Source organism: Lysobacter sp. CA199, assembly GCF_052078715.1.
Taxonomy (GTDB): Bacteria; Pseudomonadota; Gammaproteobacteria; order Xanthomonadales; family Xanthomonadaceae; genus Lysobacter.
The window spans coordinates 285,609-309,465 of the sequence record NZ_JBQJIL010000004.1; the positions used below are offsets into that span (position 1 = coordinate 285,609).

Sequence of the window (23,857 nt, forward strand, 5' to 3'; positions counted from 1 at the left end):
GCCGATGGCTTCCAACACGATGTCCGCTTCCACGCTCGCATCCGAACCGTCCGCCCCCGGCGCCTGGCGCGAAATCCCGCGGCTGACCGCGCGCCTGCTGTGGCGGCATTGGCCGGCGCTGGCGTTCTGGTTCTTCGCTCAGCGGGTGTCCTACAACCTGCTGATGGACTTGGCGGTCAAGCTCGGCGAGCGTTCGGCGCTGCTGTCCTTCGCGGCGTTGTCGGTGCTGATCGTGACCCAGCTGGCCGGCACCATCTTGATGTTCCAGTCGCTGCGGCCGTCGCTGCCGATGCTGGCGGGCGGGGCGACCACGCCCGATACCGCGGCGGTGCGCAAGCAATGGATCACCGCGCTGGCGATCGCGATGCTGCCGTTCTTCGCCTATTACGCCGGTTGGGGCCTGCTGGAAGATCTGCGCCGGCAGTTCCGCGCCGAGTACATCTTCAGCGTCTGGGACAAGGAAAACCTCAACCGCGTGCTGCAGCTCAAGGGGTTGTGGATCGCGCTCGCGGTGGCCTGGGCGGTGCGCTGGTTCAGCAAGCGCCGCGCGGCCACGACCGGGCATGCGGTGTGGAACGTGGTGGCCACCAGCTGCGAAGCCTATTGGGTGTTCGTCGGCGTGGCGGCGATCGCCCAGCTGATGAAGACCGGCAAGGATTGGTGGCACGAGCGGGTGGTCTACGTCGCCGCGACCGATTGGTGGGAAAGCCCGACCGCGTTGTTCAAGACCTTGGCGCCGACCAAGCGCGCGCTGGCGCCGTTGTGGGATTTCCTCAGCACCGCCGCCGGCGCGGTCGCGCTGCCGCTGATCTGGCTGGCGATCACCGCGATCATCTACGGCATCGACCTGCGCCGCGCGCAGCGCATCGACGCGGCCGACGAACACCTGGGCAAGGTCGTCGAACGCTTCAAGGCCATGCACTTCACCTTGCGCATGCTCGCCGACAAGGCCAGCGCGGGCTGGAGCAGCAAGGGCGTGCCGGTGGTCAATAGCCTGCGTCTGGTGCTGCGCGCGGGTTTGCCGGCGCTGCTGACGCTGTGCGTGTGCTGGCAGCTGCTGTCCTACATCGATTCGTGGTCGTGGCGGCTGATGCAGCAGTTCGTCGGCCCGCAGGATCAGGGGTGGCAACGGGTCAGCGGACAAATCTATGCGGTGTTCCTCAACACCCCGTTGTCGTTCCGCACCTCGCTGCTGACCGACGTGCTGCGCGTGGTGCTGTTGGCGGCGACCTTCGATCGCGCGATAGCGCGGCTGCCGCGCAGCGCCTGAGCGGAAGACACCTGGGCGCCGCGTTGCAACGGATCCGACTGTAGGAGCGGCGCAAGCCGCGACCGCGACATCGCAGTTACGAGGTAAGCGTGGTCCCGCAGTCGCGGCTCGGGCCGCTCCTACAGGATGAGGTTTCGCTTACAGCGCGAAGTCCAGATACCGGCCCTTGGCGGTTTGCGAATTGGCGAACTCGATCCGCGCGTGCAAACCGTCCAACTGCTGCCCGCGCGGCAACAGGTAGGCGTGCTGGAACGCGAACGGCCGTCCCGGCACTGCGAGGATCTGCTTGTACTGCGCGTCGTAGCCGCTGCCACAGGTGTTGGGCAGCTTGGGCCCGCCCAAACGCGGCAATCTGCTCGGATTGGCTTCCCAACGCCGACCCTGCGCATCGGTGACGGCGCCCCGGCAAGCGTCGAGCGCGGCGGTCTTGGTGCCCGAATCGGGGATCACTTCGAAGCGGACCAGCAACACGCCCGCATCCTTGCGCAGCGGCCCCAGCAAGCGCGGGTCGCGCGAAATCAGCGCTTCGGCGCCGACCAGACGCCAGCGCGCGCCTTCGAACGCGGTCCACTCGCCCTTGCCGGCATGCACCGGATAGCTGGGATGGCGTTCGCGATAGGCGCTCAGCGCTTCGCGGTAAGGCGCATAGATCGCCCAGGTGCCGAGTACGGCGATGCCGAGCAGCCACCACACGTTGCGGCGCCACCAGCCGGTCGGCTTGGGCGGAAGCGCGGCGCCCGCGGAGGCGGGAATCTGGACCGGTTCGGGAGTCGTCGTGGAATTCATCGTGCGGCGCTCACATGCGCAGGTCCAGGACCGGTTTGGCTTCGGCGGCGAGCTTGCGCGCGCCGGCTTTGTCGATGCCCAGATCAACGTCGACCAAGCTGTCGCCGCCGCCCGGTAGTCCCAAGCCCCAATACAACTGCAGATGCGCGCCTTCGAGTTTGTCGGCGGGAATTTCGAAGAACCACGCGCCTTCTTCGACCAGCCCCGGCGCCAGCGCGCGGTCGCGCAGGTTGATGCCCTTGAGCTTGGGCCGGTTGTCGCTGGAGGCGACGTAGACCAGACCGTCGCGGGTGCGTATTTGCGCGCTTACGTAACCGGGCCGTTCGCTGGTCTCGACCTTGGCCAACACCGACAGCCACAGGCCCGGGGTGCGCAGCACATAGTCGCCAGGACGCGCGTAGTCGCCCTTGAGCAGATAGGCGTGGGCGGCTTTGACCCTGCCCACCTCGACCGCGAAATTGCGCCCGACCACCCGTCCCGGCGCCTTGGCCGCCTGCACCAGCGGCGCATCGCGCTCTTCGTAGCTCGATTCGCCCTTGCGCAGCGCCACCACCGCGACCAGCGCCAGCGCGATCCACAGCGCATCGCGCCAACGCCAACGCGGCAAACGCCAGCGGCCGTGCGCGGCCTGTGCGCCGGTCGCGCTTTCGCCCGTCGTGCTCATGGGGCCACCATCCGGTTGCGCAGGTCTTGCACGGGAACGAGGAACTTGGCCGCCGGCTTGCCCTGCACCCAGGCGCCCTCGTCGTTGAGATGGGCCTTGGCCTTGTAGTCGCGCGCGAACACGCCGAAGGTCGCCTGCGGCGAATAGACGTAGCCCTTCGGCAGGGTCCAGACCACGTCCACGCGCTGCTTCATGCGTGGATGCAGATCGACGGCGAGCGTGTGGTCTTCGGCGATCAGCAGGGTTTCGGCCGACACCGGTTCGCCGCCCTTGCCGACCAGGATCAGGTCTTTGATCGGATACATCAGGCCGCCGAAACTGCGCGGCGTGCGGTTCTCGATATCCGCCTGCAACACCAGATACAGCTTGTCCGGATTGAACCGGTCGATCTGGCCGCCGGGTTTGTAGCGCGCGACCCAGGCGCGCAACGGCGTCACCGCCATCGCGCCGCCTTGAAAGCGGTGGCCGGCCTGATACTGGGGCAGAGGCTTGGTGACGCTTTTGGCTTGCTGGAAACCACCCAGGGCTACGGTGGCCACCAGGGCGATCAGCGCCAATCCCGCGGCCGCCTGCCACCACGGATTACGCGCCGCTTTGACCAGTTCGTCTTTGTTCGCCATGCGCTTGCCTGCTGCGAGTGGCGGCACCCTAGCACAGCGACTGCGCCGCGCCGGTCACCGATTTCGCATTCCTCCGGTTTCGATTCGCGACGATGCCGCAACCGTTTCGAGCTGCGCACTGACATCTGTCAGGTGAATGCGATGGGTCGGCCCCGATGCATCGAGCAGGCCGCGGTCGTGACTGGTCAGGACGAAGGAGCCCGGCCACGCATCGAGCAGGGCGATCGGCGCGTCGCGGCTTCCATGTCCGAGTGATCGCTGGGTTCATCGGGCAACAGCAGCGGCTGATACGCGCTTTCCCAGGCCGGCCCGGCAGAACCGGCCGGGTCGTCGGTCCGGCGCGGGGCGTCGGCGTCGCTGCGTTCGTCGGCGATCCAGGTCAACCCGCCGCCGGCGGCCGACAGCAGGGCCGGCTCCCGACCTGACCCGGCCGCGGCCCCGCCGACCGCTCAGGCCGGTTCGTCGGGAATCAGCGCGCTTTCCAGGCGGGCGATGCAGTCCTTGAGCCACAGCTTGCGTTTCTTCAGCCGCTTGACTGTTAGCTCGTCGGCTTGCGGGTCCAGGTTCAGGCGCTCGATCGCCGCGTCGAGGTCGCGGTGTTCCAGTCGCAGGTCGGCGAGCTGGCGGGCGATCTCGGCGGCATCGGCGGTGGCGGTCATGCGCATCAGCTTAACGTGCCGCCCGCGAGCGCGTCATCGGGCCGGCCGCGATACCCGGGACGTGTTCACGGACCCGTAGCGTAGAATCGCCGGTCTGATGAGTACCGTCCTGCCTCTCGCCGAACCCGTCCGCCGCGCCCGCGCGGACCTCGCCCCGATCGCCGCCGACGGCGAGCGTCTGGCGACCCGTCTGCGGCATCAGGTCGGCCGCGCCATCGCCGACTTCGGCATGATCGAAGACGGCGACAAGGTCATGGTCTGCCTGTCCGGCGGCAAGGACAGCTACACTCTGCTCGATATTCTTCTGCAGTTGCAGAAGAAGGCGCCGGTGAAGTTCGAGCTGGTCGCGGTCAATCTGGACCAGAAGCAACCCGATTTTCCCGAGCATGTGCTGCCGGCCTACCTCGAATCGATCGGGGTGGCGTACAAGATCCTTGAGCAGGACACCTATTCGGTGGTCACGCGGGTGGTGCCGGAAGGCAAGACCATGTGTTCGCTGTGCTCGCGGCTGCGGCGCGGGGCGCTCTATACCTACGCTGCGGAACAGGGGTTTACCAAGATCGCGCTCGGCCATCATCGCGATGACTTGGTCGCCACGTTCTTCCTGAATCTGTTCTTCCACGCCAAGCTCAGCGGCATGCCGCCCAAGCTGTTGTCCGACGACGGCCGCCACGTGGTGATCCGGCCGCTGGCCTACGTGCGCGAGGACGACATCGCCGACTACGCGGCGATCAAGCGATTCCCGATCATCCCGTGCAACCTGTGCGGCTCGCAGGAGAACCTGCAGCGCAAGCAGGTCAAGCGGATGATGGACGCCTGGGAGCGCGAGACGCCGGGCCGCATCGAAACGATTTCGCGCGCGCTGGGCGATATCCGTCCCTCGCAGTTGAGCGATCCCAAGCTGTTCGATTTCCTGGGGCTGGGCAAGGCCGGTGCGGCGCCGATGGCGGATGCGCCGGTGTGGTTGGACGGCGCGTCGGCTGAAACGAACGAAGCGCCAATTGGTTAACCCCGCACCTCCCTGGCCGTCATCCCCGCGAAGGCGGGGATCCAGTGCCTTTCGTGCGAGAACGTGTGAAGTCTCTGGATTCCCGCCTTCGCGGGAATGACGAGCAAAGGCAGTGCAACCTGCCGTTCCCGAATCCCCTATTCCCTATTCCCGGTCTTTATTCGATGTTCTTTCGCAACCTGACCTTCTTCCGCTTCCCCACCACCCACAAACTCGACGATCTCGAAAAAGGCCTGGAAGAGTGCGCGCTCAAGCCGGTCGGCCCGCTGGAGTTGTCTTCGCGCGGCTTCATCTCGCCGTTCAGTCGCGCCACCGAGGACGCGCAGATGCTCAACCGCATCGGCGACGCCATCTGGATCACCGTCGGTGGTGAAGACCGCTTGCTGCCCGGCGCGGTGGTCAATGACATGCTGGCCAAGAAACTCGCCGAGATCGAGCAGAAGGAAGGCCGCAAACCCGGCGGCCGCACCCGCAAGCGGCTCAAGGACGAGTTGATCGTCGACCTGATGCCGCGCGCCTTCATCAAGCCCAGCCGCACCGATGCGATGATCGACCTGGAGCACGGCCTGGTGATCGTCGACACCTCCAGCCGCAAGACCGGCGAAAACATCATCAGCGAGATCCGCCGCGCCGTCGGCAGTTTCCCGGCGCTGCCGCTCAACGCCGAGATCGCGCCGCGTTCGATCCTCACCGGCTGGGTCGCCGGCGAGGAGCTGCCCGACGGCATCAGCCTGGGCGACGAATGCGAACTGCGCGATCCGGTCGATCAGGGCGCGGTGGTCAAATGCCAGCGCCAGGAACTGGAAAGCGATGAGATCGCTAAGCATCTGGAAACCGGCAAGCAGGTCACGCGCCTGGCCCTGACCCTGGACGACCACGTCTCGTTCGTGATCGGCGAGGATCTGGTGGTGCGCAAGTTCAAGCTGCTCGACGGCGCGGTGGATCAGCTCGAACACAGCGACAGCGACGGCCTGCGCGCCGAACTCGACGCGCGCTTCGCGTTGATGAGCGCGGAGGTGAAGCGCTTGTTCCGGGTGCTGGAATCGGCGTTGAAGTTGTCCAAGGTCGAGGCGTAACGAGACCCACGCCTGTGATCGCAGGTCCGGGCACCTCCCTGTAGGAGCGGCGCGAGCCGCGACCAACCGAAGTAGGCGTACGTAAGCGAGGCAGCCGAAGCCGGCATGGCCTGGATGCTCACAGCGGAGGCGTTGTCGCTTCGGTTGGTTTGGTGATACCCGGCTTCTTCGGTAGTCGCTGTACGTAAGCGAGGCAGCCGAAGCCGGCATGGCCCGGATGCACAAAGCGGGACCGTGGGCAACCGCGAGACCGCAAGCATTGCGTAGGGTTCGCCGTCGTTGAGATGGCGAGGTCGCGGCTCGCGCCGCTCCTACAGAGGCGGGTGTCGTCGCTTCGGTTGATCTGGTGGTATTCGGCTTCTTCGGTTGGTCGCGGCTCGCGCCGCTCCTACAGCGGTAACCCGCAACCGGCATCGCGACCGGGTAAACGCTTCGCCCAAGCGCTATGCTTGCGCCATGGCGGTCCCCCACCCATGACGAGCCTTCTGCGTCTGCTTACCGGCCCACTCAAGGCCGCGCCGCGCGCGATCTCGCGCGAAACCATCGCCGTCACCCTCGCCAACGGCCAGACCGTCGAAGTGCTACGGGTGCGCGACCCACGCGCGCGCCGGATCAAACTCAGCGTCGATGAGCGCGGGCCGCGTCTGACCCTGCCGATGCGCGCCAGCGACATCGCCGGCCAGCGTTTCGTGATCCAGCATGGCGACTGGCTGCTGGCGCAGATCGCCAGCGCCGGCAGCGATGCGCCCGATCTGCAGGCGCACCTCACCGCCTATCTGCCCCTGCGCGGCCGCGACGTGCCGGTGCGCTGGCAGGTCGCGCGTTATCTGCGGCTGCAACTGGACGAACACGAGGACGCGCTGCTGATCGCCGCGCCGGAAACCGTCAACGCCAAGGTCCTGCGGCGCTCGCTGCGCGATTTCTACGAGGGCCAGGCCCGCGCCGACGTCGGCCGCTGGCTGCCGAAATACCTGGCGGGTCTGCCGCGCGCGCCCTCGCGGCTGCGCTATCGGGTGATGTCCTCGCAATGGGGTTCGCTGGCGCCCGACGGTGCGCTGTCGCTGGACCTGTCGCTGGTGCTGGCGCCGCCGGCCGCGTTCGAATACGTACTGGTGCACGAGCTGTGCCATCTGATCCATGCCGATCACTCGTGCGCGTTCTGGCGCGAAGTCGAACTGCGGTGCCCGGCGTGGCGCGATCAGCGCGAGTACTTCCGCGCGTCCGGTCGCACGCTCAAGGCCGGTTTGCGGCGATTGATCGCGGACGATAAATAAGTCGCGTCGCGACGAATCCGCGGACGAGTCGTCGTGCCGCCTGGAAAAGCAAATCCCCCGCGCGGACCGCGATGTTCAGACGTCGGAGCGACGCAGCGCGCAGCCCCATTTTTCAAAGGGGGCGAAGTTCAGAGGGGGCGAGTTGTCTCGCGGCGATCACGTGGCCGCCAGGAAATTGCGGAATATCGCCCCGACTTCGCGCGGCTTTTCCATATGCAGGTGATGCGTGCCCGGCAGAATGTGCAGTTCGCCGTGGGCGAGCAGCGCGGCGCGCTCGCGCCGCATCGCGTCGGGCATGTAGCTCTGCGCCGGATCGGCCCAGATCATGCAGGTCGGGCACTCGATCGCGCGGATCAGCGCGCGCATCTGCGCTTCGCTCTGGCGCAGCGCCGAGATCAGGGTCAGGCGCGGATCGCTGCGCCAGACGTAGCCGCCCTGACGCTCCTCGCTGCGCACCGGCGCGACGCCGCGCTCGACCAGCAAGCGCGCCACCGGTTCGCTCAGATCGTTGGCGACGATGCGCGCCTTGATCGCGGTGGAGATGTCGCCGAACACCCGCAACTGCTTGCCGCTCATCGCGGCCATGCTGGCGAAGGCTTCGCGCAGACGCACGCCGACCCGTTCCTCCGGTTCGGCCAGCGAGCCCAGCGCCTCGATCAGCAGCAACCGCCGCACGCGCTGCGGCGCGGCTGCGGCGACGAAGCTCGCGGTGGCGCCGCCGAGCGAATGGCCGAGCAGATGGAACGCATCCCAGCCCAGCGCATCGGCCACCGCCAACGCCGCGCGCGCGGCGGTGATCAGGGTGTACTCGGCGGCCGGCGGCAGATGCGCGCTGGCGCCGTGCCCGGGCAGATCCGGCGCGACCAGATCAAAGTCCTCGAACCACGGCGACAAGGGCACGAAGCTGGCCGCGTTGTCCAACCAGCCGTGCAGCGCCAGCACCCGCGGCGCGCCGTTGCGGCCGTTGCGTAATCCGGCCAGGCGGCCGAACTGGGTATCGACGACGAATTCGTGCATGGGCTCTCTCGATGCCTGGGGTTGCATGACGGGGCGGTCGCGACCGGCGCTCAGTTCCAGGCCGCCAGTTCGCGTTGCACGATGCCGGCCAACGCCGCCACGTGCGCGGGCGATTCGTTGAGGCAGGGCACGTAACGCAGTTGCCCGCCGCGCGCGGCGAAATCCTCGGCCAGCATCATCGCCACTTCTTCCAGGGTTTCCAGGCAATCCACCGCGAAGCCCGGCGCGACCACGTCGACCTGGCGCACGCCGCGCGCGGCCAATGCGGTCAGGGTGTCGGCGGTGGCCGGTTCCAGCCAGCGTTCGCGGCCGAAGCGCGACTGATAGGTCAGCGTCCAGGCGTCCTCGGGCAGTTCCAGAGCCTGCGCGATCGCCCGCACGCTGGCTTCGCATTGGCGCGGATATGGATCGCCGGCGGCAGCGAAACGCTGCGGCAGGCCATGAAAAGAAAACAGCAAGTGCTGGCCCGCGCCGTTGGCGTGGCGATGGCGTCGCACCGAATCGGCTATCGCCGCGACCCAGTCCGGATCGAGGTGATAGTCATGCACCATCCGCGTGTCCAGGCCTTCGGCCCGCGCCAGCACATCGCCGACCGAAGCGGTGGTGGAGGTCGAATACTGCGGATACAGCGGCAACGCGATCACCCGCCGCACGCCCTGCTCGCGCAGTTGCTCCAGCAATTGCTTCCACGACGGCGCGCCGTAGCGCATCGCATGCAGCACGCGATGCTGCGGCAGCTCGCGTTGCAGCGCTTGAGCCAGACGGCGGGTATGCACCGCCAGCGGCGAGCCTTCCGGCAGCCAGATGCTGGCGTACTTGTGCGCGACCTTGCCGCTGCGCAGCGGCAGGATCGCGAAATGCAGCAGCGGGCACCACAGCCAGCGGTTCATGTCGACCACGCGACGGTCGTGCAGGAATTCGGACAGATAGCGCCGCACCGCGGCGGTGTTGGGCGCTTCGGGCGTACCCAGGTTGACCAGCACCACCGCGGTGTCGGCGGTGGGGCGGGGCGAAACGGGGGCGATGCTGGCGGAAGCGGGCATGCGCATAGGATGACATTCGCGCGCCGGCCTGGGCAGTCGCGCGGGCATCGTTGTTTCGGATCGCCGTCATCGATCGCGCCGATCGGCGCGTATTTCATCGAATCCAGGCGGCGTTCGCGCACGCGCTCGCCGATGCGGATCGGACACACCGACCAGGCGATGCGGCGTCGCCGTGCACTGTTCGGACAGGCTCGTGCGAGGCGGCCTACAATGCAGGCCGCGCGCATCGGCCTGCGTCGAGGCGAGGCTTCAGGTGGCAGTTAGGCGGTGATTCATCGCCGCCGCACTAGCCTGAACCGACCGTCGTCTTTGCGGTCATAGCGTTACAGCCACGGGCCCGGTCCGTGGCGCACCACATCCCGCACAACCGTCGGAGTTCCTCATGTCCCGTCCGCTGCCCCGCGTCCTGAGTCTGAGCTTGGCCTTGAGCCTGAGCGTCGCCGCTACCGCCGCCGTGGCTGGTCCGACCGAGGACCAGCGCGCCCGCGATGCGGTGCGCGTGCTCGGCGATATCCAGCAGATTCCCGAATCCTCCATTCCCGACAAACTGTTCGACGAAGCGCGCGCGATAGTGGTCGTGCCCGATACGCTCAAGATCGGCCTGGTAGTCGGCGGGCGTCGCGGCCACGGTCTGGTGTCGGTGAAGAATCCCGACGGCACCTGGTCCAACCCCAGCTTCGTCAAGCTCACCGGCGGCAGCTTCGGCTTTCAGGCCGGCGTGCAATCGTCCGACATCGTGCTGGTGTTCCGCGGCAACCGCGGCCTGGATTCGATCGTCAACGGAAAGGTCACCCTCGGCGCCGACGCCAGCGTCGCCGCCGGCCCGGTCGGACGCACCGCCGCGGCCGCCACCGACGGCCAGCTCAAGGCCGAGATCTGGTCGTGGTCGCGCGCGCGCGGCCTGTTCGCCGGGATCGCCCTGGACGGCGCGGCGCTGTCGATCGACGACGCCGCCAATCAGGCGGTCTACGGCGAGGGCAACACGCCGCGGATGATCTTCGAAGGCCGCGCCACCGGTCAGCCGTCCAACGCCGTGGTTGATTTCCGCGACCGGCTGGAAGAAGCCAGCGCCTCCGCGCGCGCGCACCGCACCGCCGAAGAACAGCGCATTCCGCTGGGCGCGACGGTGTATCCGGCGTCCGGCGCGGGCAACACCCAGGCCGTGCCCGCATCGACGGTCGCGCCCGCCGCTACGGCCCCGGCCGTGCCCGCGCAGCCCGCCCAGGGCCCGAAACCGTTCGAAACCGTGCCGGCGCAGCCCAATCCGACCAAGGTCGAACCGCTGCCCTGAGCGAGCGCGGCAGCGCGACCGATCCCGTCCGCGGGCCCGGTCGCGCGCACCCGGGGCCCCGTCGCGGCCCCGTTCAGCGGTTCCGGGCCGCTTTCGTGCCGAATCGGTCCTTCGAGCAGATAGGACCTTCGCCACATTGGCTTACGGACGGTTGCGGTATCCTTGCCGTCTTCATTCAGCAGCGAGCATCGTCATGGGCGCCTGGGGCATTGGTCATTGGATCGTCGTCCTCGTGATTGTTCTGCTGGTCTTCGGCACCAAGCGTTTGGGCAGCGTGGGCAAGGATCTCGGCGACGCGGTCAAGGGATTCAAGAAGGGCATGCAGGACGAGGACAAGCCGTCCGCGCAGTTGCCCAACGACAGCAACCGCACCGACAGCACCACCAGCACCACCAGCACGCAGTCTCGCGATAACGAGCAGAATCCGCGCTGAGTTCGGCCTGTTGCGCCACCCGCATCCCCCGCCAGGCAGACGCGCATGTTCGACATAGGCTTCTCGGAAGTCTTCCTAATCGCGATCGTGGCCTTGATCGTGCTCGGTCCCGAGCGCCTGCCCAAGGCCGCGCGATTCGCCGGTCTGTGGGTGCGACGCGCGCGCGCGCAGTGGTATTCGGTCAAGTCCGAACTCGAGAACGAACTGGCCGACGAAGAGCTCAAGCGCAGCCTGCGCCAGGCCCAGGACGATCTGCGCAGCGCGCAGAACCAGTTGCGCGACAGCGGCCAGGCGATCCGCAACGAAGTCGACGAGTTGAACCGCCGCGTCGCCGCGCCGGTCGCGGGCGCCGCGGCAGCCGCCGATCCGGCCTCCCCGGCCGATTCGTCGCCGCCGGCTCTGCTCGATGCGCCGCTGCTCGATGCGCCGCTGCACGATGCCGCGCCGCCGGCCGACGCGCCACCGACCCACGACTACCCGCACGACTACGGCGGCGCCGCGCAGCCCGACTACCACCCCGCCCCCCAGCCTTCTGCTGCGAGCGATACCGATGAGCGACGCTGATTCCGGCGCGCCCGACGGCGACGCCGCGGCCGAACCGCGCCTGCTCGATCATCTGATCGAACTGCGCGCGCGCCTGCTGCGCGGAGTGACCGGGCTGATCATCGTGTTCCTGGGACTGTTGCCGTTCGCCAACAAGCTCTACCACTTCCTGGCCACGCCGCTGCTGGCCAAGCTGCCGGCCGGCAGCCAGCTGATCGCGGTGGAAGTGGCTTCGCCGTTCTCCGCTCCGATCAAGCTGGCGTTCTTCGCCGCGCTGATGATCTCGATGCCGTGGCTGCTGTACCAGGCCTGGGCTTTCGTCGCTCCGGGTCTGTACAAGCGCGAGAAGAAACTGGCGCTGCCGCTGCTGGCATCGGCGCTGGCGCTGTTCTACACCGGCTGCGCGTTCGCGTTCTTCCTGGTGCTGCCGTCGGTGTTCGGTTTCCTGGTCAAGATCACGCCGACCGGCGTGTCGATGATGACCGACATCAACGCCTACCTGGATTTCGTGCTGATCCTGTTCCTGGCCTTCGGCATCAGTTTCGAGGTGCCGGTGGCGCTGGTGATCCTGGCGCTGCTGGGCTGGGTCACCCCGACGCAGCTCAAGGAAGGGCGCGGTTACGCGGTGGTCGGCATCTTCGTCGTCGCCGCGGTGATCACCCCGCCGGACGTGGTGTCGCAGCTGATGCTGGCCATTCCGATGTGCGTGCTATACGAGTTGGGAATCATCGCGGCCAAGTGGGTGGCGTCCGCGCCGCGCGGAGCCGACGACCGCCCGACCGGCGACGCGCACGATCCATGAGTTCGCCGGCCCGGTCCGCATCGGCCGCGGCGGCGCCGGCCGCGACGGCTCTGCGGCCGGCTGGCTTCTGGACCCGTTACCTGGCCTGGTCGCTGGATGCGGTGCTGATCGCCGCGCTGACCAGCCTGATCGGCGCCAGCCGCTGGCTTCATCAGATCGCCGCCGCGCGCGAGGCCTATGCGGCGATGAACGCGCGCGTGGCCGAAGTGATGTCCGGCGCGGTGACCGGCGATCTGGATTTCGGCGGATTCTCGCAACAGTTGCTGGCCGATCCGGCCACGCACGCGGCCGCCTCGGCCACGGCCGACGCATTGAGCGCGTTGATCCTGGGCTGGATCTTTCTGTTCGCCTTGTTCGGGCTGGTGTACGAAACCGGCTTCGTCTCGTTCTCGTCGTGGCAGGCCACGCCGGGCAAGCGTGCGCTGGGGTTGCGGGTCGGCGATGAGGCCGGCCGCCGCCTCGGCGCCGGCCGGGCCGCCGTGCGTTATCTCGCCGGCGGCTTGTCCTGGCTGACGTTGAACATCGGCCATCTGTTGGCGATGGCCAAACCCGAGCACCGCGCCTTGCACGACCGCATCGCCGGCGCGCGCGTGCTGCATGCCGGCGAGGCGCGCATGCCGCTGTGGGGCTGGGCCTGGCTGTTGTTGCAGGCGGTCGCGACGCTGGCGGCGTGCGTGTGGCTGATGCGCGCGATGCAGGCCGCGATGGACGCGGCTTTGTTCCAGAGCGGCGCGCTCTGAGCCGGGCTCAGGCTTCCAGATGCCCCGGCGGCGCGAGCGTCGACGGCGCTGTCGGCGCATCGTCGTTATGCGCGAACACATCGCGCCAGGCGAAGTAGCAGGCGCCGCACATCACCACCAGCACCGTCATGCCGTACAGCGCGAACAGCACCATCACCAGCAACTGGCCCAGCACCGGGCTGATCGCCGCGCCCAGCGGCATCAGCAGCAGCGCGGCCGCGCTGACCAGCAGGCCGCACACCATCACCCCGAACATGAACAACATCGCCGCGAACAGGTACGAGCCCAGGTTCCACAGCGACGCGCCGAAGCTGCGCTTGACCGCATCGGAAATGCCCAGCCCGGAGAACATGATCAGCGGCACCGACACCAGCACCACGGCGGTGCTGAGGTAGTAGTAGATCAACTGCACCAGCACCACCAGCGCGGGTTGTTCGGCGGTGGGCGCGCTGGTGATGCGGCCGGTGATCGCACCGCGCACCATGTCCTGGTACTGCGACCAGAAATCCAGCCCGGTCGCCCACAGCAGCAGCGAGCCGCAGATCAGCGCCAGCGCGATCTGCACCAGTCCCAGCAAGGCCAACGGCACCGCCTTGTGCAGGCGCACCGGCGCGAACAGATCGCGCGCCCGCACCGGCCGGCCGTTCTCGGCTTCGCGGATCACGTGCATCAGTCCGCCCAGCAGCACCGGCAGCACCAGCACCGCGGCCAGCACCGCCACCACCAGGGTGGTGACGAAGCTGTCCATGCTGATCGCGTTGCCGCCGATGCGCAGCGGCATAGTGAACAGGTACAGCAACAGATACAGCACCGCGATCAGCAGCAAGGCCGCGCCGAAGATCGCACGCGGATTGCGCGTACCCAGATTGATCGCGCGGATCAACCATTGCGCTCCGTGGGTCAGCGGTACCTTGCGTATCGGTTGGCTCATCTGTTCGATCCCGGGGGCTGGGAGGACGGCGGCGGGCCGGCGGCAAGACGCGTCGCGGCCGGGGCATCGCCCGGCCGCGGCCGAACCGGCGGTTCAGCGTGCGTGCAATGCACGCGCGTGGCCGACGAAACGGCGCAGCACCCGCCGCGCGTGCGGCGCGGCGCTGACATTGCCGGCGATGGTCTTGGGGCAGTGGCCTTCGTTGCGCAGCGCGTCCTGGCGCGCACGCACGTAGCCGCGCATGTGGCCGGCGCTGAATTCGGGATGGAACTGCACGCCCCAGGCGCGATCGCCCCAGCGGAACGCGTGGCAGGCGTCGTGCGCCGAGCGCGCCAGCACGGTCGCGCCGTCGGGCGCGCGCAATACGGTCTGCAAGTGAGTGGCCTGGGCCGGAAACCGCGCCGGCAGCCCGGCGAACAACGGATCCTCGGCGGCGCTGGGATGCAGCTCCAGTCCGATCGTGCCCATCTCGCGCCCGCCCGGATGATTGCCGACCTCGCCGCCGAGCGCGTGCGCCAGCAGTTGATGGCCGTAGCAGATGCCGAACAGCGGCAGTTTGGCGTGGGCGGCGTCGCGCAGCCATTGCGCGCTGCGTTCGCTCCACTGGGCGCGGTCGGTGACCATCGCGCCCGAGCCGGTCACGATCGCTCCGGCGAAACCCTCGCGGCTGGGCAATTCCTCGCCGTATTCGACATTGACCACCACCGCCTCGTCCCGGCCCAATCCGGCGGCCACGCGAATCCAGTGCGGAAAGCCGCGATGACGGCGCATGGAGGCGACCGGCTGGCCGGTCTCGAGGATCAGGAAGGGCGGGTTCACGGCGGGGCGTCGATGGGGGATGGGCGCTGCTGAAATCCGGGGCGAAGCCCTGTATTTGCAAGGCTCATCGCTATACTAACCCGCTTTGCTGCACTGCGATGAGCCCATGAGCGCGAGCGACGCACCCACCCCGGTGATCACCTTCCAAAGCATGATCCAGCGCCTGAACGCCTACTGGGCTGAACAGGGCTGCGTGCTGATCCAGCCGCTGGACCTGGAGGTCGGTGCCGGCACCTTCCATCCGGCGACCTTCCTGCGCGCGCTGGGTCCGGAGCCGTGGAACGCCGCCTACGTGCAGCCCTGCCGCCGTCCCACCGACGGCCGTTACGGCGACAATCCCAACCGCCTGCAGCGCTACTACCAGTACCAGGTGGCGATGAAGCCCAGCCCCGACAACATCGTCGAGCTGTACTTCGATTCGCTCAAGGCGCTCGGCGTGGACCCGCTGGTGCACGACCTGCGTCTGGTCGAGGACAACTGGGAATCGCCGACTCTCGGCGCCTGGGGCCTGGGCTGGGAAGTCTGGCTCAACGGCATGGAAGTGACCCAGTTCACCTACTTCCAGCAGGCCGGCGGCCTGGAATGCCGGCCGGTGCTCGGCGAGATCACCTACGGTCTCGAACGCCTGTGCATGTACCTGCAGAACGTCGACAGCGTGTTCGACATCGTCTGGACCTACGGCCCCGACGGCAGCGCGGTGACTTACCGCGACGTCTACCACCAGAACGAAGTCGAGCAGAGCGCGTACAACTTCGAGCACGCCGACGTGGCCGAGCTGTTCCACCGTTTCGACGCTTGCGAAAAAGAAGCGCAGAAACTGATCGAGCTCGGCCTGCCGCTGCCGGCCTACGACCAGGTGTGCAAGGCCAGCCATTCGTTCAACCTGCTCGACGCGCGCCGCGCGATCAGCGTGACCGAGCGTCAGCGCTACATCCTGCGCGTGCGCAAGATCGCGCAAGGCGTGGCCGAGGCCTACTTCGCGCAGCGCGAAAAGCTCGGTTTCCCCGGCCTGAAACAGCCGCCGAAAGCCGAAGCCGCATAGCCCCGTCGCGCCCCTTAAAGCCCCTCTCCCGCGTGCGGGAGAGGGGTTGGGGTGAGGGCCAGCCGCAAGCAACGAATTGCAAGCCACGTTCCGAACTTCATCCCACCTCGCACAAGCAGCGCGAGGCGCCGTCCGAAAACCGGACGGCAAACCGCAAAGGCCATCGCATGAGCACGACCCAACCTCTCCTGATCGAACTGGGCACCGAAGAACTGCCGGTCAAGGCCCTGCCCGGCCTGGCCCAGGCCTTCTTCGAGGGCGTGCTCGACGGTCTGCACAAGCGCGGCATCGAGTTCGATCGCGACGGCGCCAAGCCGCTCTACACGCCGCGACGTCTGGCCGTGCTGCTGCGTGCGGTGGCGGTGCGCCAGCCCGAGCAGAACAGCGAAGTGCTGGGCCCGTATCTCAACATCGCCCTCGATGCCGACGGCCAGCCGACCAAGGCGCTGCAAGGCTTCGCCGCCAAGGCCGGCATCGACTGGACCCAGCTGGAAAAAACCAGCGACGCCAAGGGCGAGCGTTTCGTGCACCGCGCGACCAAGCCCGGCGCCGACACCGCCATCCTGCTGCCGGAGATCGTGCGCGAGGCGATCGCGGCGATGCCGATTCCTAAGCCGATGCGCTGGGGCGATCACGATTACGGTTTCGCCCGGCCGATGCATTGGCTGGTGCTGTTGCTTGGCGATGAAGTGGTGCCGGCCGAAATCCTGGGCGTGCGCAGCGACCGCATGAGCCGCGGCCACCGCTTCATGCACGACAAGCCGGTGTGGTTCAGCGCGCCGGGCGACTACGTCGAATCGCTGCGCGGCGCCAAGGTGCTGGTCGACCCGGGCGAACGCCGCGAACGCATCGTGCGCGAAGTCACCGCCGCCGCGCAGCAGGCCGGCGGCGCGGCGCGCATCGACGAGGGCATCCTGGAAGAGGTCAACGGCCTGACCGAGTGGCCGGTGGCGATCGCCTGCGGGTTCGAGCGCGAGTTCCTCGCCGTGCCGCAGGAAGCCTTGATCGCGACCATGGAAGCCAATCAGAAGTTCTTCCCGGTACTCGACGCGGCCGGCAAGCTCAGCGAGCGCTTCGTCGGCATCGCCAACATCGAAAGCCACGACGTGGCCGAGGTGCGCAAGGGCTATGAACGCGTGATCCGCCCGCGTTTCGCCGATGCCAAGTTCTTCTTCGACGAGGACCTCAAACAGGGTCTGGAGTCGATGGGCGAGGGGCTGAAGACGGTCAAATATCAGGACAAGCTGGGCAGCGTGGCCGATAAGGTTGCGCGCGTTGCGGCGTTGGCCGAGGCGATCGCGCCGATCGCCGGTGTCGATCCTGCGCAAGCCCGACGCGTAGCGGAGCTGTCGAAGAACGACTTGCAGTCGCGCATGGTCAACGAGTTTCCGGAATTGCAGGGCATCGCGGGACGCTACTACGCCCAGGCCGCGAACGAAGCACAAGCAGTGGCCGATGCGGTCGACGAGGCGTATATGCCTCGTTTCGCCGGTGACGCGATCGCGCCGTCGCGACTGGGCCGGGTGCTCGCGATTGCCGAACGGCTGGACACGCTGGCCGGCGGATTCGCCGCGGGATTGAAGCCGACCGGCAACAAGGATCCTTTCAGTTTACGCCGCAGTGCACTGGGGTTGGCGCGCACGTTGATCGAAGGTGGCATCGATCTATCTCTGGACAGCGCCTTGGATGTTGCATTGATGGCCACTAACGGAGCAGTCATTTTCGAGGATGCACGCAAGCAAGCGCAGGCTGCAGACGCGGCGAAGCAGAAAGGCGCCAACGCGAACGTCGAGTCGACCGCCGAGGAACTTTACGACTTCGTCGTCGAACGTCTGCGCAGCTACTACACCGAACAAAACGTGCCCGCACAGCAGTTCGAAGCGGTCTCCGCATTGCGCTTGTCCAAGCTGCCCGACTTCGACCGTCGTCTGAAGGCCATCGCCGAATTCGCCAAACTCCCCGAGGCCGAAGCCCTGGCCGCCGCCAACAAGCGCAGCCGCAACATCCTCAAGAAAGTCGAAGGCGGAATACCGACGGCGATCGATCCGGCGCTGTTCAACGAACCCGCCGAGCGCGAGTTGGCCGAAGCCGTCGATGCCGCCATCGCCGACACCGATCCGCTGCTCGCCCAACGCGATTACGTCGCCGTGCTCGGCCGCCTCGCCCGGCTGCGCCCGCAGGTCGATGCGTTCTTCGACAAGGTGATGGTCAACGTCGACGACGCGGCGGTGCGCAACAATCGCCTGGCCTTGCTCAAGCGCTTGTCCGATCGCTTGGGCAGCGTCGCGGCGATCGAACATTTGTCGATTTGATCGACCCACCTGTCGTAACAGAACAGGCCGGCGCATGCCGGCCTTTTTCTTGTCCGCATCATGGGCGATTCGCTGCGTTCGCGTTACCGCCGAACCGAACGAATCGCGAGGTCTATTGTGGGAGGGGCTTCAGCCCCGACGCTTTTCAGCTCTCGTCTCGATAAATCGGAGGGAAAGTGTCGGGATCGAGACATCTCCCGCAAGAGCGATGTTTCCATTGCTGGAGCGAAGCCTCTCTCGCCAGGGTGTCGTCCCGCGAGCAAACGGTGCGGATGTTCCGGCGGATACTCGCGCGTGACGACACAACAAAAAAGGAAGCCGGCTTGCGCCGGCTCCCTTGGTGTTGTGTACAAATCGTTCCGATCGCTGGGATCAGAGGAACTTGTAGTTGAAGCCCAGGTAATACGCGCGGCCGATGGCGTCGTAGACGCCCGAGCCGAACGTATCGCCGTACATCGCCAGCGGCGGATCGGAGTCGAACACGTTGGTGATGCCGCCGTAGACATCCCAGCCGGTCTTGCCGAAGGTGTAGCCCACGCGCACGTCGTGGACGACGCCGGAGCCGGCCTTGCCCGGCGCGATGAAGTACGGATCGGCCTTGTAGGTGTCGTAGTCGGTCGTGCGCGCGACGCCAGAGACGAAGCGGGTGCTCCAGGTCGCCTGCCAATCGTCGCGCGTGTAGCCGGCGCTGAAGCTGGCCTTCCACTTGGGGTAGCCCAGTGCGCCGAGGTAATCGACCGCCGAGTTCGGGTCGTCCTGGAACGGGTAGTCGGTGTAGCCCAGAACGCGGCTCGCATCCAGCTTCCAGTTCATCTTGCCGCCGTACAGGTCGTGGACGTACTGGACACCGATGTCGACGCCGTCGGTTTCCTTGGCCGCGATGTTCTGATAGATCGCGGTCACACGGTCGATCTGGCCGTCGCCGCGACGCACGATGTTGTTGCAATAGACGTTGCCGATGCCGCCGGGGGAGTCGACGCAGCGCTGCGCGGTCGTCTCGAAATCGAGGATCGAAATCGCGTTGCGCAGCTTGATTTCCCAGTAGTCGACGTTGAGGCTGAAGCCTTCCAGGAAGCTCGGCGTGAACACGAAGCCGGCGGTCCAGGTGCGGCCGGTTTCCGGTTCGAGGTTGGGGTTGCTGCCGGACAAGCCCTGGTTGCTGCCGGTGACTTCGTCGCGGAAGTTCGCCGGCAAGCCCAGCGCGGTGCAGTTGGCGCGGCGCACGTCCGGATTGGTGGCGCGACCGATCTGCTGCACATCGCAAGGATCATCGACGATGCCGAAGTTCTGGCTCTGACCGCTGAACAGCTCGTCGATGTTGGGCGCGCGCACGGCCGAGGACGCGTTGCCGCGCAGACGCAGGCTGTCGTTGATCACCCAGTCCAGGTTGTAGCGCCAAGCCCGGGTATTGCCGGTGGTGTCGTAGTCCGAGAAGCGGATCGCGCCGCCGATGGTGAGGTTCTTGATCAGCGGCAGGTCGTGCAACACCGGCACCGCGGTTTCCAGCCAGAGCTCGCGGACGTTGTAGCTGCCGCTCGAGCTGGGAATCGCGTTGAGGAAGGTCAGGCCCGCGATGTCGCGCGGATCGTTGATCTGCTCGCTGGTTTCGCGGCGGTATTCCAAACCGGCGGCGAGGCTGACCGGGCCGGCCGGCAGCTCGAACAGGTTGTTGTTGACCAGCGAACCGCCGGCGACCATCTGGGTCAGGCGGGTCTTGGTCAGGGTGGTGACATTGAACCAGTCGCGCGCTTGACGGGTAATGGCGCCGTCGCCGAACACGCTGAAGGGAACGCAGCTGGCCGCCACGTCCGCGGAGACGACTTCGCCGGTGGTGGCGTTGAGCGAGCCGGGATCGCGCTGCGAACGGCAGACGATCTTGCCGGTAGAATCGGTCACCGCGTCCAGACCCGCCCAGAAACGCTCGTTGTAGCGGTTGTTGAGGTTCAGGCGGCGCTCGTGGGTGCGGCCGTAGTTCACCGACACGTCGTACTGCCAGTCGGTGCCGAGCGCGCCTTCGGCGCCGATCACCAGGCGCTGAGTCTTGCGTTCGGTGTCTTCGCCGCGCAGGCCGCCGTCGAAGTCGTCGCGCGAGACTACGAAGTCCTCACCACCCGTCGCGGCCGCCAGGGCCGGCTTGATGTAGGCGTTGTCGGCGGCGATGTAATGGCCGCCGTAGGTGCCCCAGGTGTTGAAGGCGCCCGATGAGGCCGACTTCACGTTCACCTTGTTGTACATGCCTTCCAGGTAAAGGCGGTGATCGTTGTTGATATCGAAGCTGCTCACCACGTTGAGCGTGGTGCGGTCGTACTTGGGCTGCAGCTGGAACGAGCGGTTGCTGTCGTTATGGTCGCAGTCGGTGCACCTTCTGCGGCCCGCATCGGTCAGGCCGTTGATACGCAGCGGACGGAAGCTGCCGTCCGGGTTGAACACGTTCAGCGTGCTCGGATCCCTGAAATTGGAGCCGAATACGCCGCCGGTGGTGAACTCATAGTTGCCGCCGTTGCGGAAGTACGAGCGGGTGTATTCCGAGCCCGGCGTGGTGATCGTAACCAGGTCTTCGTTGCCGAAGCGGTCGCGGAACTCCAGGCTGTCCTGGCGCGAATGTTCGAGCGAGAAGGCGATGTTGCCGCGGTCGTCGGAGAAGTTGGTGCCGCCGGTGAGGGAGACGAAGGCCTTGTCGAAATTGCCGTGCTGGCTGGTGCCGTACTGGGCGTGAAGGTTCGCGCCCTCGTACTTCTTCTTGAGAATGAAGTTGACCACGCCCGATACGGCGTCGGCGCCGTACACGGCCGAGGCGCCGCCGGTGATGATCTCCACGCGCTCGATCCAGTCGGCCGGGATCAGGTTGGTGTCGACGGCGGTGGTGCCTGAGGACGAACCGACCATGCGGCGGCCGTTGACCAGCACCAGCGTGCGCGCGGTGCCGAGGTTGCGCAGATCCTGCATCGCCACGCCGGCGGTGCCGATGAATTGGGTCGAGTTGCCCATGGTGAAGCTAGTGGCCAGCTGCGGCATGGTGGTCAGCACGTCGCCGATGTTGACCGCGCCGGTGGCCTTGATGTCCGCGGCGGTGAGCACGCTGACCGGCTGCGCCGAAACTACGTTCGGATTGGAGATGCGCGAGCCGGTAACGGTGACGGTCTCGATCTTGGTGACGCCATCGTCCGACGTCGCCTCGGCTTGCTGGGCGTACGCCGGCGCGACCACGCTGGTCAGTGCGGCGCAAACAGCCGTGGTCAGTAATTTTCTATTCACGAAGTGGACTCCTGAAATGTGCAGTGACATTGCTTCCCTACCGTGCGACTTCCCTGGTGATTGGAAGAGTGGGTTGGTCTTGAGCTAGGAGACCCCGAGTGTCCGCAGCGCAGCCCCCAGCGCTTCGCGGTCAGTTCCCCTGAAACCGAAATTACGACTTCTTAACGGCTGATGCAATTAATCTGCAACGCTCAACGCCAAAATTTGTAAGCAATACAAGCCTTTACCGGTTATCCTGCGCGCTATGCCATTGATCCCCCGCCTTTTTTTTGCCGTGGCCCTGGGCTGCGGGGCTGCCGGTACAGCCTCTGCCGCCACAGTCGGCAAAGTCGAGATCCACGGCCTGGATGAGGCCATGACCCAGAACGTGCGGGTTTCGTTGTCGTTGGTGGACACCATCGGCAAGGACGTGTCCGGACGCCGTTTGGGTTATCTGTTGCGCGAGGCCGAGAACGAGACTCGCGAAGCGCTGGAGCCGTTCGGCTATTACTCGCCGACGATCAAGATCGAGGATTCGCGCGGCACTCGGCGGATCGCGACGCCGGCCGGCACCGATCCCAACGCGCCGGCCGACGCGGGCGAGGCAGGTGCCGCCGATGCAGGCAATGCAGGCAATGCAGGCAATGCAGGCAATGGTCCGGGCAATCGGACCACTGCCGATACCGACACGGGAACCGGTTCGGATTCGAGCGCGGCTTCATCAACCGCCGCTTCGCCGACCGCCGCCTCGCCGCCGATCACCGTCACCATCACCGTCGACAAGGGCGCGCCGGTCAAGGTGCGCCGTTCCGATATCGCCATCCTCGGCGCGGGCAGCGACGACCGTTACCTCAAGCAGGATCTGGCCGCGTTCAAGCCCGGTCCGGAACAGATTTTCAATCACCCCGCCTATGAAGCCAGCAAGACCAAGATCAGCCGCCGGCTCGCGGAACGCGGCTACTTCGACGCCGATTTTTCTTCGCGGCGAGTGGAAGTCACGCGCGCGCAGAACGCCGCCGATATCGACTTGGTCTGGACCAGCGGCCAGCGTTACGACATGGGCCCGATCAGCTTCGAGCAGACGCCCAAGCGGATCATCCGCGACAGCCTGCTCGAACGTCTGGTGTACTGGGAACAAGGCAGTTACTACCACCAACGCAAGCTCGACACCTTCCGCGAATCACTGGCGCGGCTGGACTATTTCTCCACCATCGACATCGAGCCGCAGCCGGAAAACGCGGTCGACGGCCAGGTACCGGTCAAGGTCACTCTGACCCCGGCAAAGCGCAGCATCTACACCGCCGGCGTGAGTTACGGCACCGACAGCGGCGCCGGCGTGCGCCTGGGCGTGGAGCGGCGTTATCTCAACGATCGCGGGCATAAAGCGCTGGCGCAGATCGACTTCGCCCAGCGCCGCAAGACCGCGACCTTGCAGTACCGCATTCCCGCCTTCGCCTGGCTCGACGGCTGGTACACCATCAGCCTGCAAGGCGCGGACGAGCAGACCGATTACATCGATTCGCGCCGGATCGAGCTGGTCGCCAGCCGCAGCGGCAAGATCAACCAGCACTGGACCGCGACCGCGTCGCTGCACGGTGTGCGCGAGCGCTGGGCCTACGCCGACGAAGACGACGGCGATCCGACCACGCCGGTGGAGTACCGCACCGCGACGTTCCTGTATCCCTCCTTGCGCGCCGAGTACATCGATGCCGACGACCGTCTGTATCCGCGCAACGGCATCAGCGCCACCGGTCTGTTGCGCGGCGGTCTGGAAGCGCTGGGTTCGGACGCCAACTTCTTTCAGGCGCACCTCGCCACGCGTTGGTACAAAGGCCTGGGACCGCGCAGCCGTTTGATCGCGCGCGGCGAAGTCGGCCACACCTTCACCAATGCCCTGGTCGACATGCCGCCGTCCTTGCGCTTCTACGCCGGCGGCGACCGCAGCGTTCGCGGCTACGAATGGCGCGAGATCGGCCCGCGCATTCCGGCCATTCCCGGACGCAAGGCGTTCGCGCTGGGCGGCAAGAACGTGGTCACCGGCAGCATCGAATTCGAGCAGTACTTCAACGACAGCTGGGGCGCGGCGGTGTTCGTCGACAGCGGCAGCGCCTGGGGCGGCGCGGACGAGGGCGCGAGCGGCGTCGACGACAAGCTGAAGATGCGCACCGGCGTGGGCGTCGGCGTGCGTTGGCGTTCGCCGGTCGGGCCGCTGCGCGTCGACATCGCCCGCGGTCTGGACAACCCGGATTCGGGTTTTCAGCTTTATCTCAACATCGGCGCCGATCTGTAAGG

The 23,857-nt window shown here is 66.8% G+C and carries 22 protein-coding genes; 12 read left to right on the forward strand and 10 right to left on the reverse strand.

The features are described 5' to 3' along the window. Positions 1–19: 19 nt before the first annotated feature. Positions 20–1,270, forward strand: coding sequence for a hypothetical protein (locus tag ACTOWJ_RS08615; protein ID WP_441334189.1), 1,251 nt, complete (start codon positions 20–22; stop codon positions 1,268–1,270). A 138-nt stretch (positions 1,271–1,408) separates the two neighbouring features. On the opposite strand, the gene ACTOWJ_RS08620 is transcribed toward ACTOWJ_RS08615, so the two are convergent. The 5 genes from ACTOWJ_RS08620 to ACTOWJ_RS08640 all read right to left on the reverse strand — a co-directional run bounded on the left by ACTOWJ_RS08620 (position 1,409) and on the right by ACTOWJ_RS08640 (position 3,999). Further along, entirely contained in the window at positions 1,409–2,056 is a 648-nt protein-coding gene (locus ACTOWJ_RS08620) for a hypothetical protein (protein WP_441334190.1), read from the reverse strand. Between the two features lie 10 nt (positions 2,057–2,066). Then, positions 2,067–2,720, reverse strand: coding sequence for a hypothetical protein (locus ACTOWJ_RS08625; protein ID WP_441334191.1), 654 nt, complete (start codon positions 2,718–2,720; stop codon positions 2,067–2,069). Further along, positions 2,717–3,340 carry a hypothetical protein gene (locus ACTOWJ_RS08630; protein ID WP_441334192.1) on the reverse strand — a complete coding sequence of 208 codons (624 nt, stop codon included), beginning with the start codon at positions 3,338–3,340 and terminating at the stop codon, positions 2,717–2,719. Before ACTOWJ_RS08630 ends, ACTOWJ_RS08625 begins: the two co-directional genes overlap by 4 nt. A 185-nt stretch (positions 3,341–3,525) precedes the next feature. Next, a complete protein-coding gene (locus tag ACTOWJ_RS08635; protein WP_441334193.1) occupies positions 3,526–3,723 on the reverse strand; it encodes a hypothetical protein in 198 nt (65 codons plus the stop codon). Positions 3,724–3,789: 66 nt separating this feature from the next. Next, the gene (locus ACTOWJ_RS08640) at positions 3,790–3,999 is read right to left on the reverse strand and encodes a YdcH family protein (RefSeq protein WP_441334194.1); all 210 of its coding nucleotides are present in this window, start codon (positions 3,997–3,999) and stop codon (positions 3,790–3,792) included. Between the two features lie 97 nt (positions 4,000–4,096). Here ACTOWJ_RS08640 and ttcA point away from each other — a divergent pair, with 97 nt between their 5' ends. From ttcA to ACTOWJ_RS08655, 3 genes are all read left to right on the forward strand, one after another. Continuing rightward, entirely contained in the window at positions 4,097–5,008 is a 912-nt protein-coding gene (gene ttcA / locus ACTOWJ_RS08645; RefSeq protein ID WP_441334195.1) for a tRNA 2-thiocytidine(32) synthetase TtcA, read from the forward strand. A gap of 164 nt (positions 5,009–5,172) precedes the next feature. Beyond that, entirely contained in the window at positions 5,173–6,084 is a 912-nt protein-coding gene (locus ACTOWJ_RS08650) for a recombination-associated protein RdgC (protein ID WP_441334196.1), read from the forward strand. 473 nt (positions 6,085–6,557) lie between these two features. Beyond that, the gene (locus ACTOWJ_RS08655; protein WP_441334197.1) at positions 6,558–7,358 is read left to right on the forward strand and encodes a M48 family metallopeptidase; all 801 of its coding nucleotides are present in this window, start codon (positions 6,558–6,560) and stop codon (positions 7,356–7,358) included. A gap of 156 nt (positions 7,359–7,514) precedes the next feature. Here the strand turns inward: ACTOWJ_RS08655 and ACTOWJ_RS08660 are convergent, their stop codons facing one another. Together ACTOWJ_RS08660 and hemH are read right to left on the reverse strand one after the other, a co-directional pair. After that, positions 7,515–8,375: an alpha/beta fold hydrolase gene (locus ACTOWJ_RS08660; RefSeq protein ID WP_441334198.1), complete on the reverse strand. Its 861-nt coding sequence runs from the start codon at positions 8,373–8,375 to the stop codon at positions 7,515–7,517. Between the two features lie 50 nt (positions 8,376–8,425). Further along, positions 8,426–9,424 carry a ferrochelatase gene (gene hemH, locus ACTOWJ_RS08665; protein WP_441334199.1) on the reverse strand — a complete coding sequence of 333 codons (999 nt, stop codon included), beginning with the start codon at positions 9,422–9,424 and terminating at the stop codon, positions 8,426–8,428. A 376-nt stretch (positions 9,425–9,800) separates the two neighbouring features. On the opposite strand from hemH, the gene ACTOWJ_RS08670 reads away from it, so the two are divergent. The 5 genes from ACTOWJ_RS08670 to ACTOWJ_RS08690 all read left to right on the forward strand — a co-directional run bounded on the left by ACTOWJ_RS08670 (position 9,801) and on the right by ACTOWJ_RS08690 (position 13,227). Then, positions 9,801–10,709, forward strand: coding sequence for a lipid-binding SYLF domain-containing protein (locus ACTOWJ_RS08670; RefSeq protein WP_441334200.1), 909 nt, complete (start codon positions 9,801–9,803; stop codon positions 10,707–10,709). 193 nt (positions 10,710–10,902) lie between these two features. Continuing rightward, positions 10,903–11,142: a Sec-independent protein translocase subunit TatA gene (gene tatA / locus ACTOWJ_RS08675; protein WP_441334201.1), complete on the forward strand. Its 240-nt coding sequence runs from the start codon at positions 10,903–10,905 to the stop codon at positions 11,140–11,142. 45 nt (positions 11,143–11,187) lie between these two features. Further along, entirely contained in the window at positions 11,188–11,706 is a 519-nt protein-coding gene (tatB, locus tag ACTOWJ_RS08680) for a Sec-independent protein translocase protein TatB (protein ID WP_441334202.1), read from the forward strand. Continuing rightward, a complete protein-coding gene (tatC, locus tag ACTOWJ_RS08685; protein ID WP_441334203.1) occupies positions 11,693–12,487 on the forward strand; it encodes a twin-arginine translocase subunit TatC in 795 nt (264 codons plus the stop codon). Before tatB ends, tatC begins: the two co-directional genes overlap by 14 nt. Before the next feature lie 50 nt (positions 12,488–12,537). After that, positions 12,538–13,227, forward strand: coding sequence for an RDD family protein (locus tag ACTOWJ_RS08690; RefSeq protein WP_441334367.1), 690 nt, complete (start codon positions 12,538–12,540; stop codon positions 13,225–13,227). 7 nt (positions 13,228–13,234) lie between these two features. Here the strand turns inward: ACTOWJ_RS08690 and ACTOWJ_RS08695 are convergent, their stop codons facing one another. Then, positions 13,235–14,158: a hypothetical protein gene (locus tag ACTOWJ_RS08695; protein WP_441334204.1), complete on the reverse strand. Its 924-nt coding sequence runs from the start codon at positions 14,156–14,158 to the stop codon at positions 13,235–13,237. A 93-nt stretch (positions 14,159–14,251) separates the two neighbouring features. Beyond that, positions 14,252–14,977, reverse strand: a complete 726-nt coding sequence (locus ACTOWJ_RS08700; RefSeq protein ID WP_441334205.1) for a glutamine amidotransferase — start codon at positions 14,975–14,977, stop codon at positions 14,252–14,254. A 106-nt stretch (positions 14,978–15,083) separates the two neighbouring features. Between ACTOWJ_RS08700 and glyQ the strand changes: the two genes are divergently transcribed. Then, a complete protein-coding gene (gene glyQ, locus ACTOWJ_RS08705) occupies positions 15,084–16,019 on the forward strand; it encodes a glycine--tRNA ligase subunit alpha (protein ID WP_441334206.1) in 936 nt (311 codons plus the stop codon). 167 nt (positions 16,020–16,186) lie between these two features. After that, positions 16,187–18,331: a glycine--tRNA ligase subunit beta gene (gene glyS, locus ACTOWJ_RS08710; protein WP_441334207.1), complete on the forward strand. Its 2,145-nt coding sequence runs from the start codon at positions 16,187–16,189 to the stop codon at positions 18,329–18,331. Positions 18,332–18,703: 372 nt separating this feature from the next. Here glyS and ACTOWJ_RS08715 read toward each other — a convergent pair whose 3' ends face one another. Next, positions 18,704–21,586: a TonB-dependent receptor domain-containing protein gene (locus ACTOWJ_RS08715; RefSeq protein ID WP_441334208.1), complete on the reverse strand. Its 2,883-nt coding sequence runs from the start codon at positions 21,584–21,586 to the stop codon at positions 18,704–18,706. 244 nt (positions 21,587–21,830) lie between these two features. On the opposite strand from ACTOWJ_RS08715, the gene ACTOWJ_RS08720 reads away from it, so the two are divergent. Continuing rightward, a complete protein-coding gene (locus tag ACTOWJ_RS08720; RefSeq protein ID WP_441334209.1) occupies positions 21,831–23,855 on the forward strand; it encodes an autotransporter assembly complex protein TamA in 2,025 nt (674 codons plus the stop codon). Positions 23,856–23,857: the final 2 nt, after the last annotated feature.

Excerpts from the sequence above, each read along its gene's own strand:
- ACTOWJ_RS08615 (WP_441334189.1), top strand. The coding sequence starts at position 20 with ATGTCCGCTTCCACGCTCGCATCCGAACCGTCCGCCCCCGGCGCCTGG.
- ACTOWJ_RS08620 (WP_441334190.1), bottom strand. The coding sequence starts at position 2,056 with ATGAATTCCACGACGACTCCCGAACCGGTCCAGATTCCCGCCTCCGCG.
- ACTOWJ_RS08625 (WP_441334191.1), bottom strand. The coding sequence starts at position 2,720 with ATGAGCACGACGGGCGAAAGCGCGACCGGCGCACAGGCCGCGCACGGC.
- ACTOWJ_RS08630 (WP_441334192.1), bottom strand. The coding sequence starts at position 3,340 with ATGGCGAACAAAGACGAACTGGTCAAAGCGGCGCGTAATCCGTGGTGG.
- ACTOWJ_RS08640 (WP_441334194.1), bottom strand. The coding sequence starts at position 3,999 with ATGACCGCCACCGCCGATGCCGCCGAGATCGCCCGCCAGCTCGCCGAC.
- ttcA (WP_441334195.1), top strand. The coding sequence starts at position 4,097 with ATGAGTACCGTCCTGCCTCTCGCCGAACCCGTCCGCCGCGCCCGCGCG.
- ACTOWJ_RS08650 (WP_441334196.1), top strand. The coding sequence starts at position 5,173 with ATGTTCTTTCGCAACCTGACCTTCTTCCGCTTCCCCACCACCCACAAA.
- ACTOWJ_RS08655 (WP_441334197.1), top strand. The coding sequence starts at position 6,558 with ATGACGAGCCTTCTGCGTCTGCTTACCGGCCCACTCAAGGCCGCGCCG.
- ACTOWJ_RS08660 (WP_441334198.1), bottom strand. The coding sequence starts at position 8,375 with ATGCACGAATTCGTCGTCGATACCCAGTTCGGCCGCCTGGCCGGATTA.
- hemH (WP_441334199.1), bottom strand. The coding sequence starts at position 9,424 with ATGCGCATGCCCGCTTCCGCCAGCATCGCCCCCGTTTCGCCCCGCCCC.
- ACTOWJ_RS08670 (WP_441334200.1), top strand. The coding sequence starts at position 9,801 with ATGTCCCGTCCGCTGCCCCGCGTCCTGAGTCTGAGCTTGGCCTTGAGC.
- tatA (WP_441334201.1), top strand. The coding sequence starts at position 10,903 with ATGGGCGCCTGGGGCATTGGTCATTGGATCGTCGTCCTCGTGATTGTT.
- tatB (WP_441334202.1), top strand. The coding sequence starts at position 11,188 with ATGTTCGACATAGGCTTCTCGGAAGTCTTCCTAATCGCGATCGTGGCC.
- tatC (WP_441334203.1), top strand. The coding sequence starts at position 11,693 with ATGAGCGACGCTGATTCCGGCGCGCCCGACGGCGACGCCGCGGCCGAA.
- ACTOWJ_RS08695 (WP_441334204.1), bottom strand. The coding sequence starts at position 14,158 with ATGAGCCAACCGATACGCAAGGTACCGCTGACCCACGGAGCGCAATGG.
- glyQ (WP_441334206.1), top strand. The coding sequence starts at position 15,084 with ATGAGCGCGAGCGACGCACCCACCCCGGTGATCACCTTCCAAAGCATG.
- glyS (WP_441334207.1), top strand. The coding sequence starts at position 16,187 with ATGAGCACGACCCAACCTCTCCTGATCGAACTGGGCACCGAAGAACTG.
- ACTOWJ_RS08720 (WP_441334209.1), top strand. The coding sequence starts at position 21,831 with ATGCCATTGATCCCCCGCCTTTTTTTTGCCGTGGCCCTGGGCTGCGGG.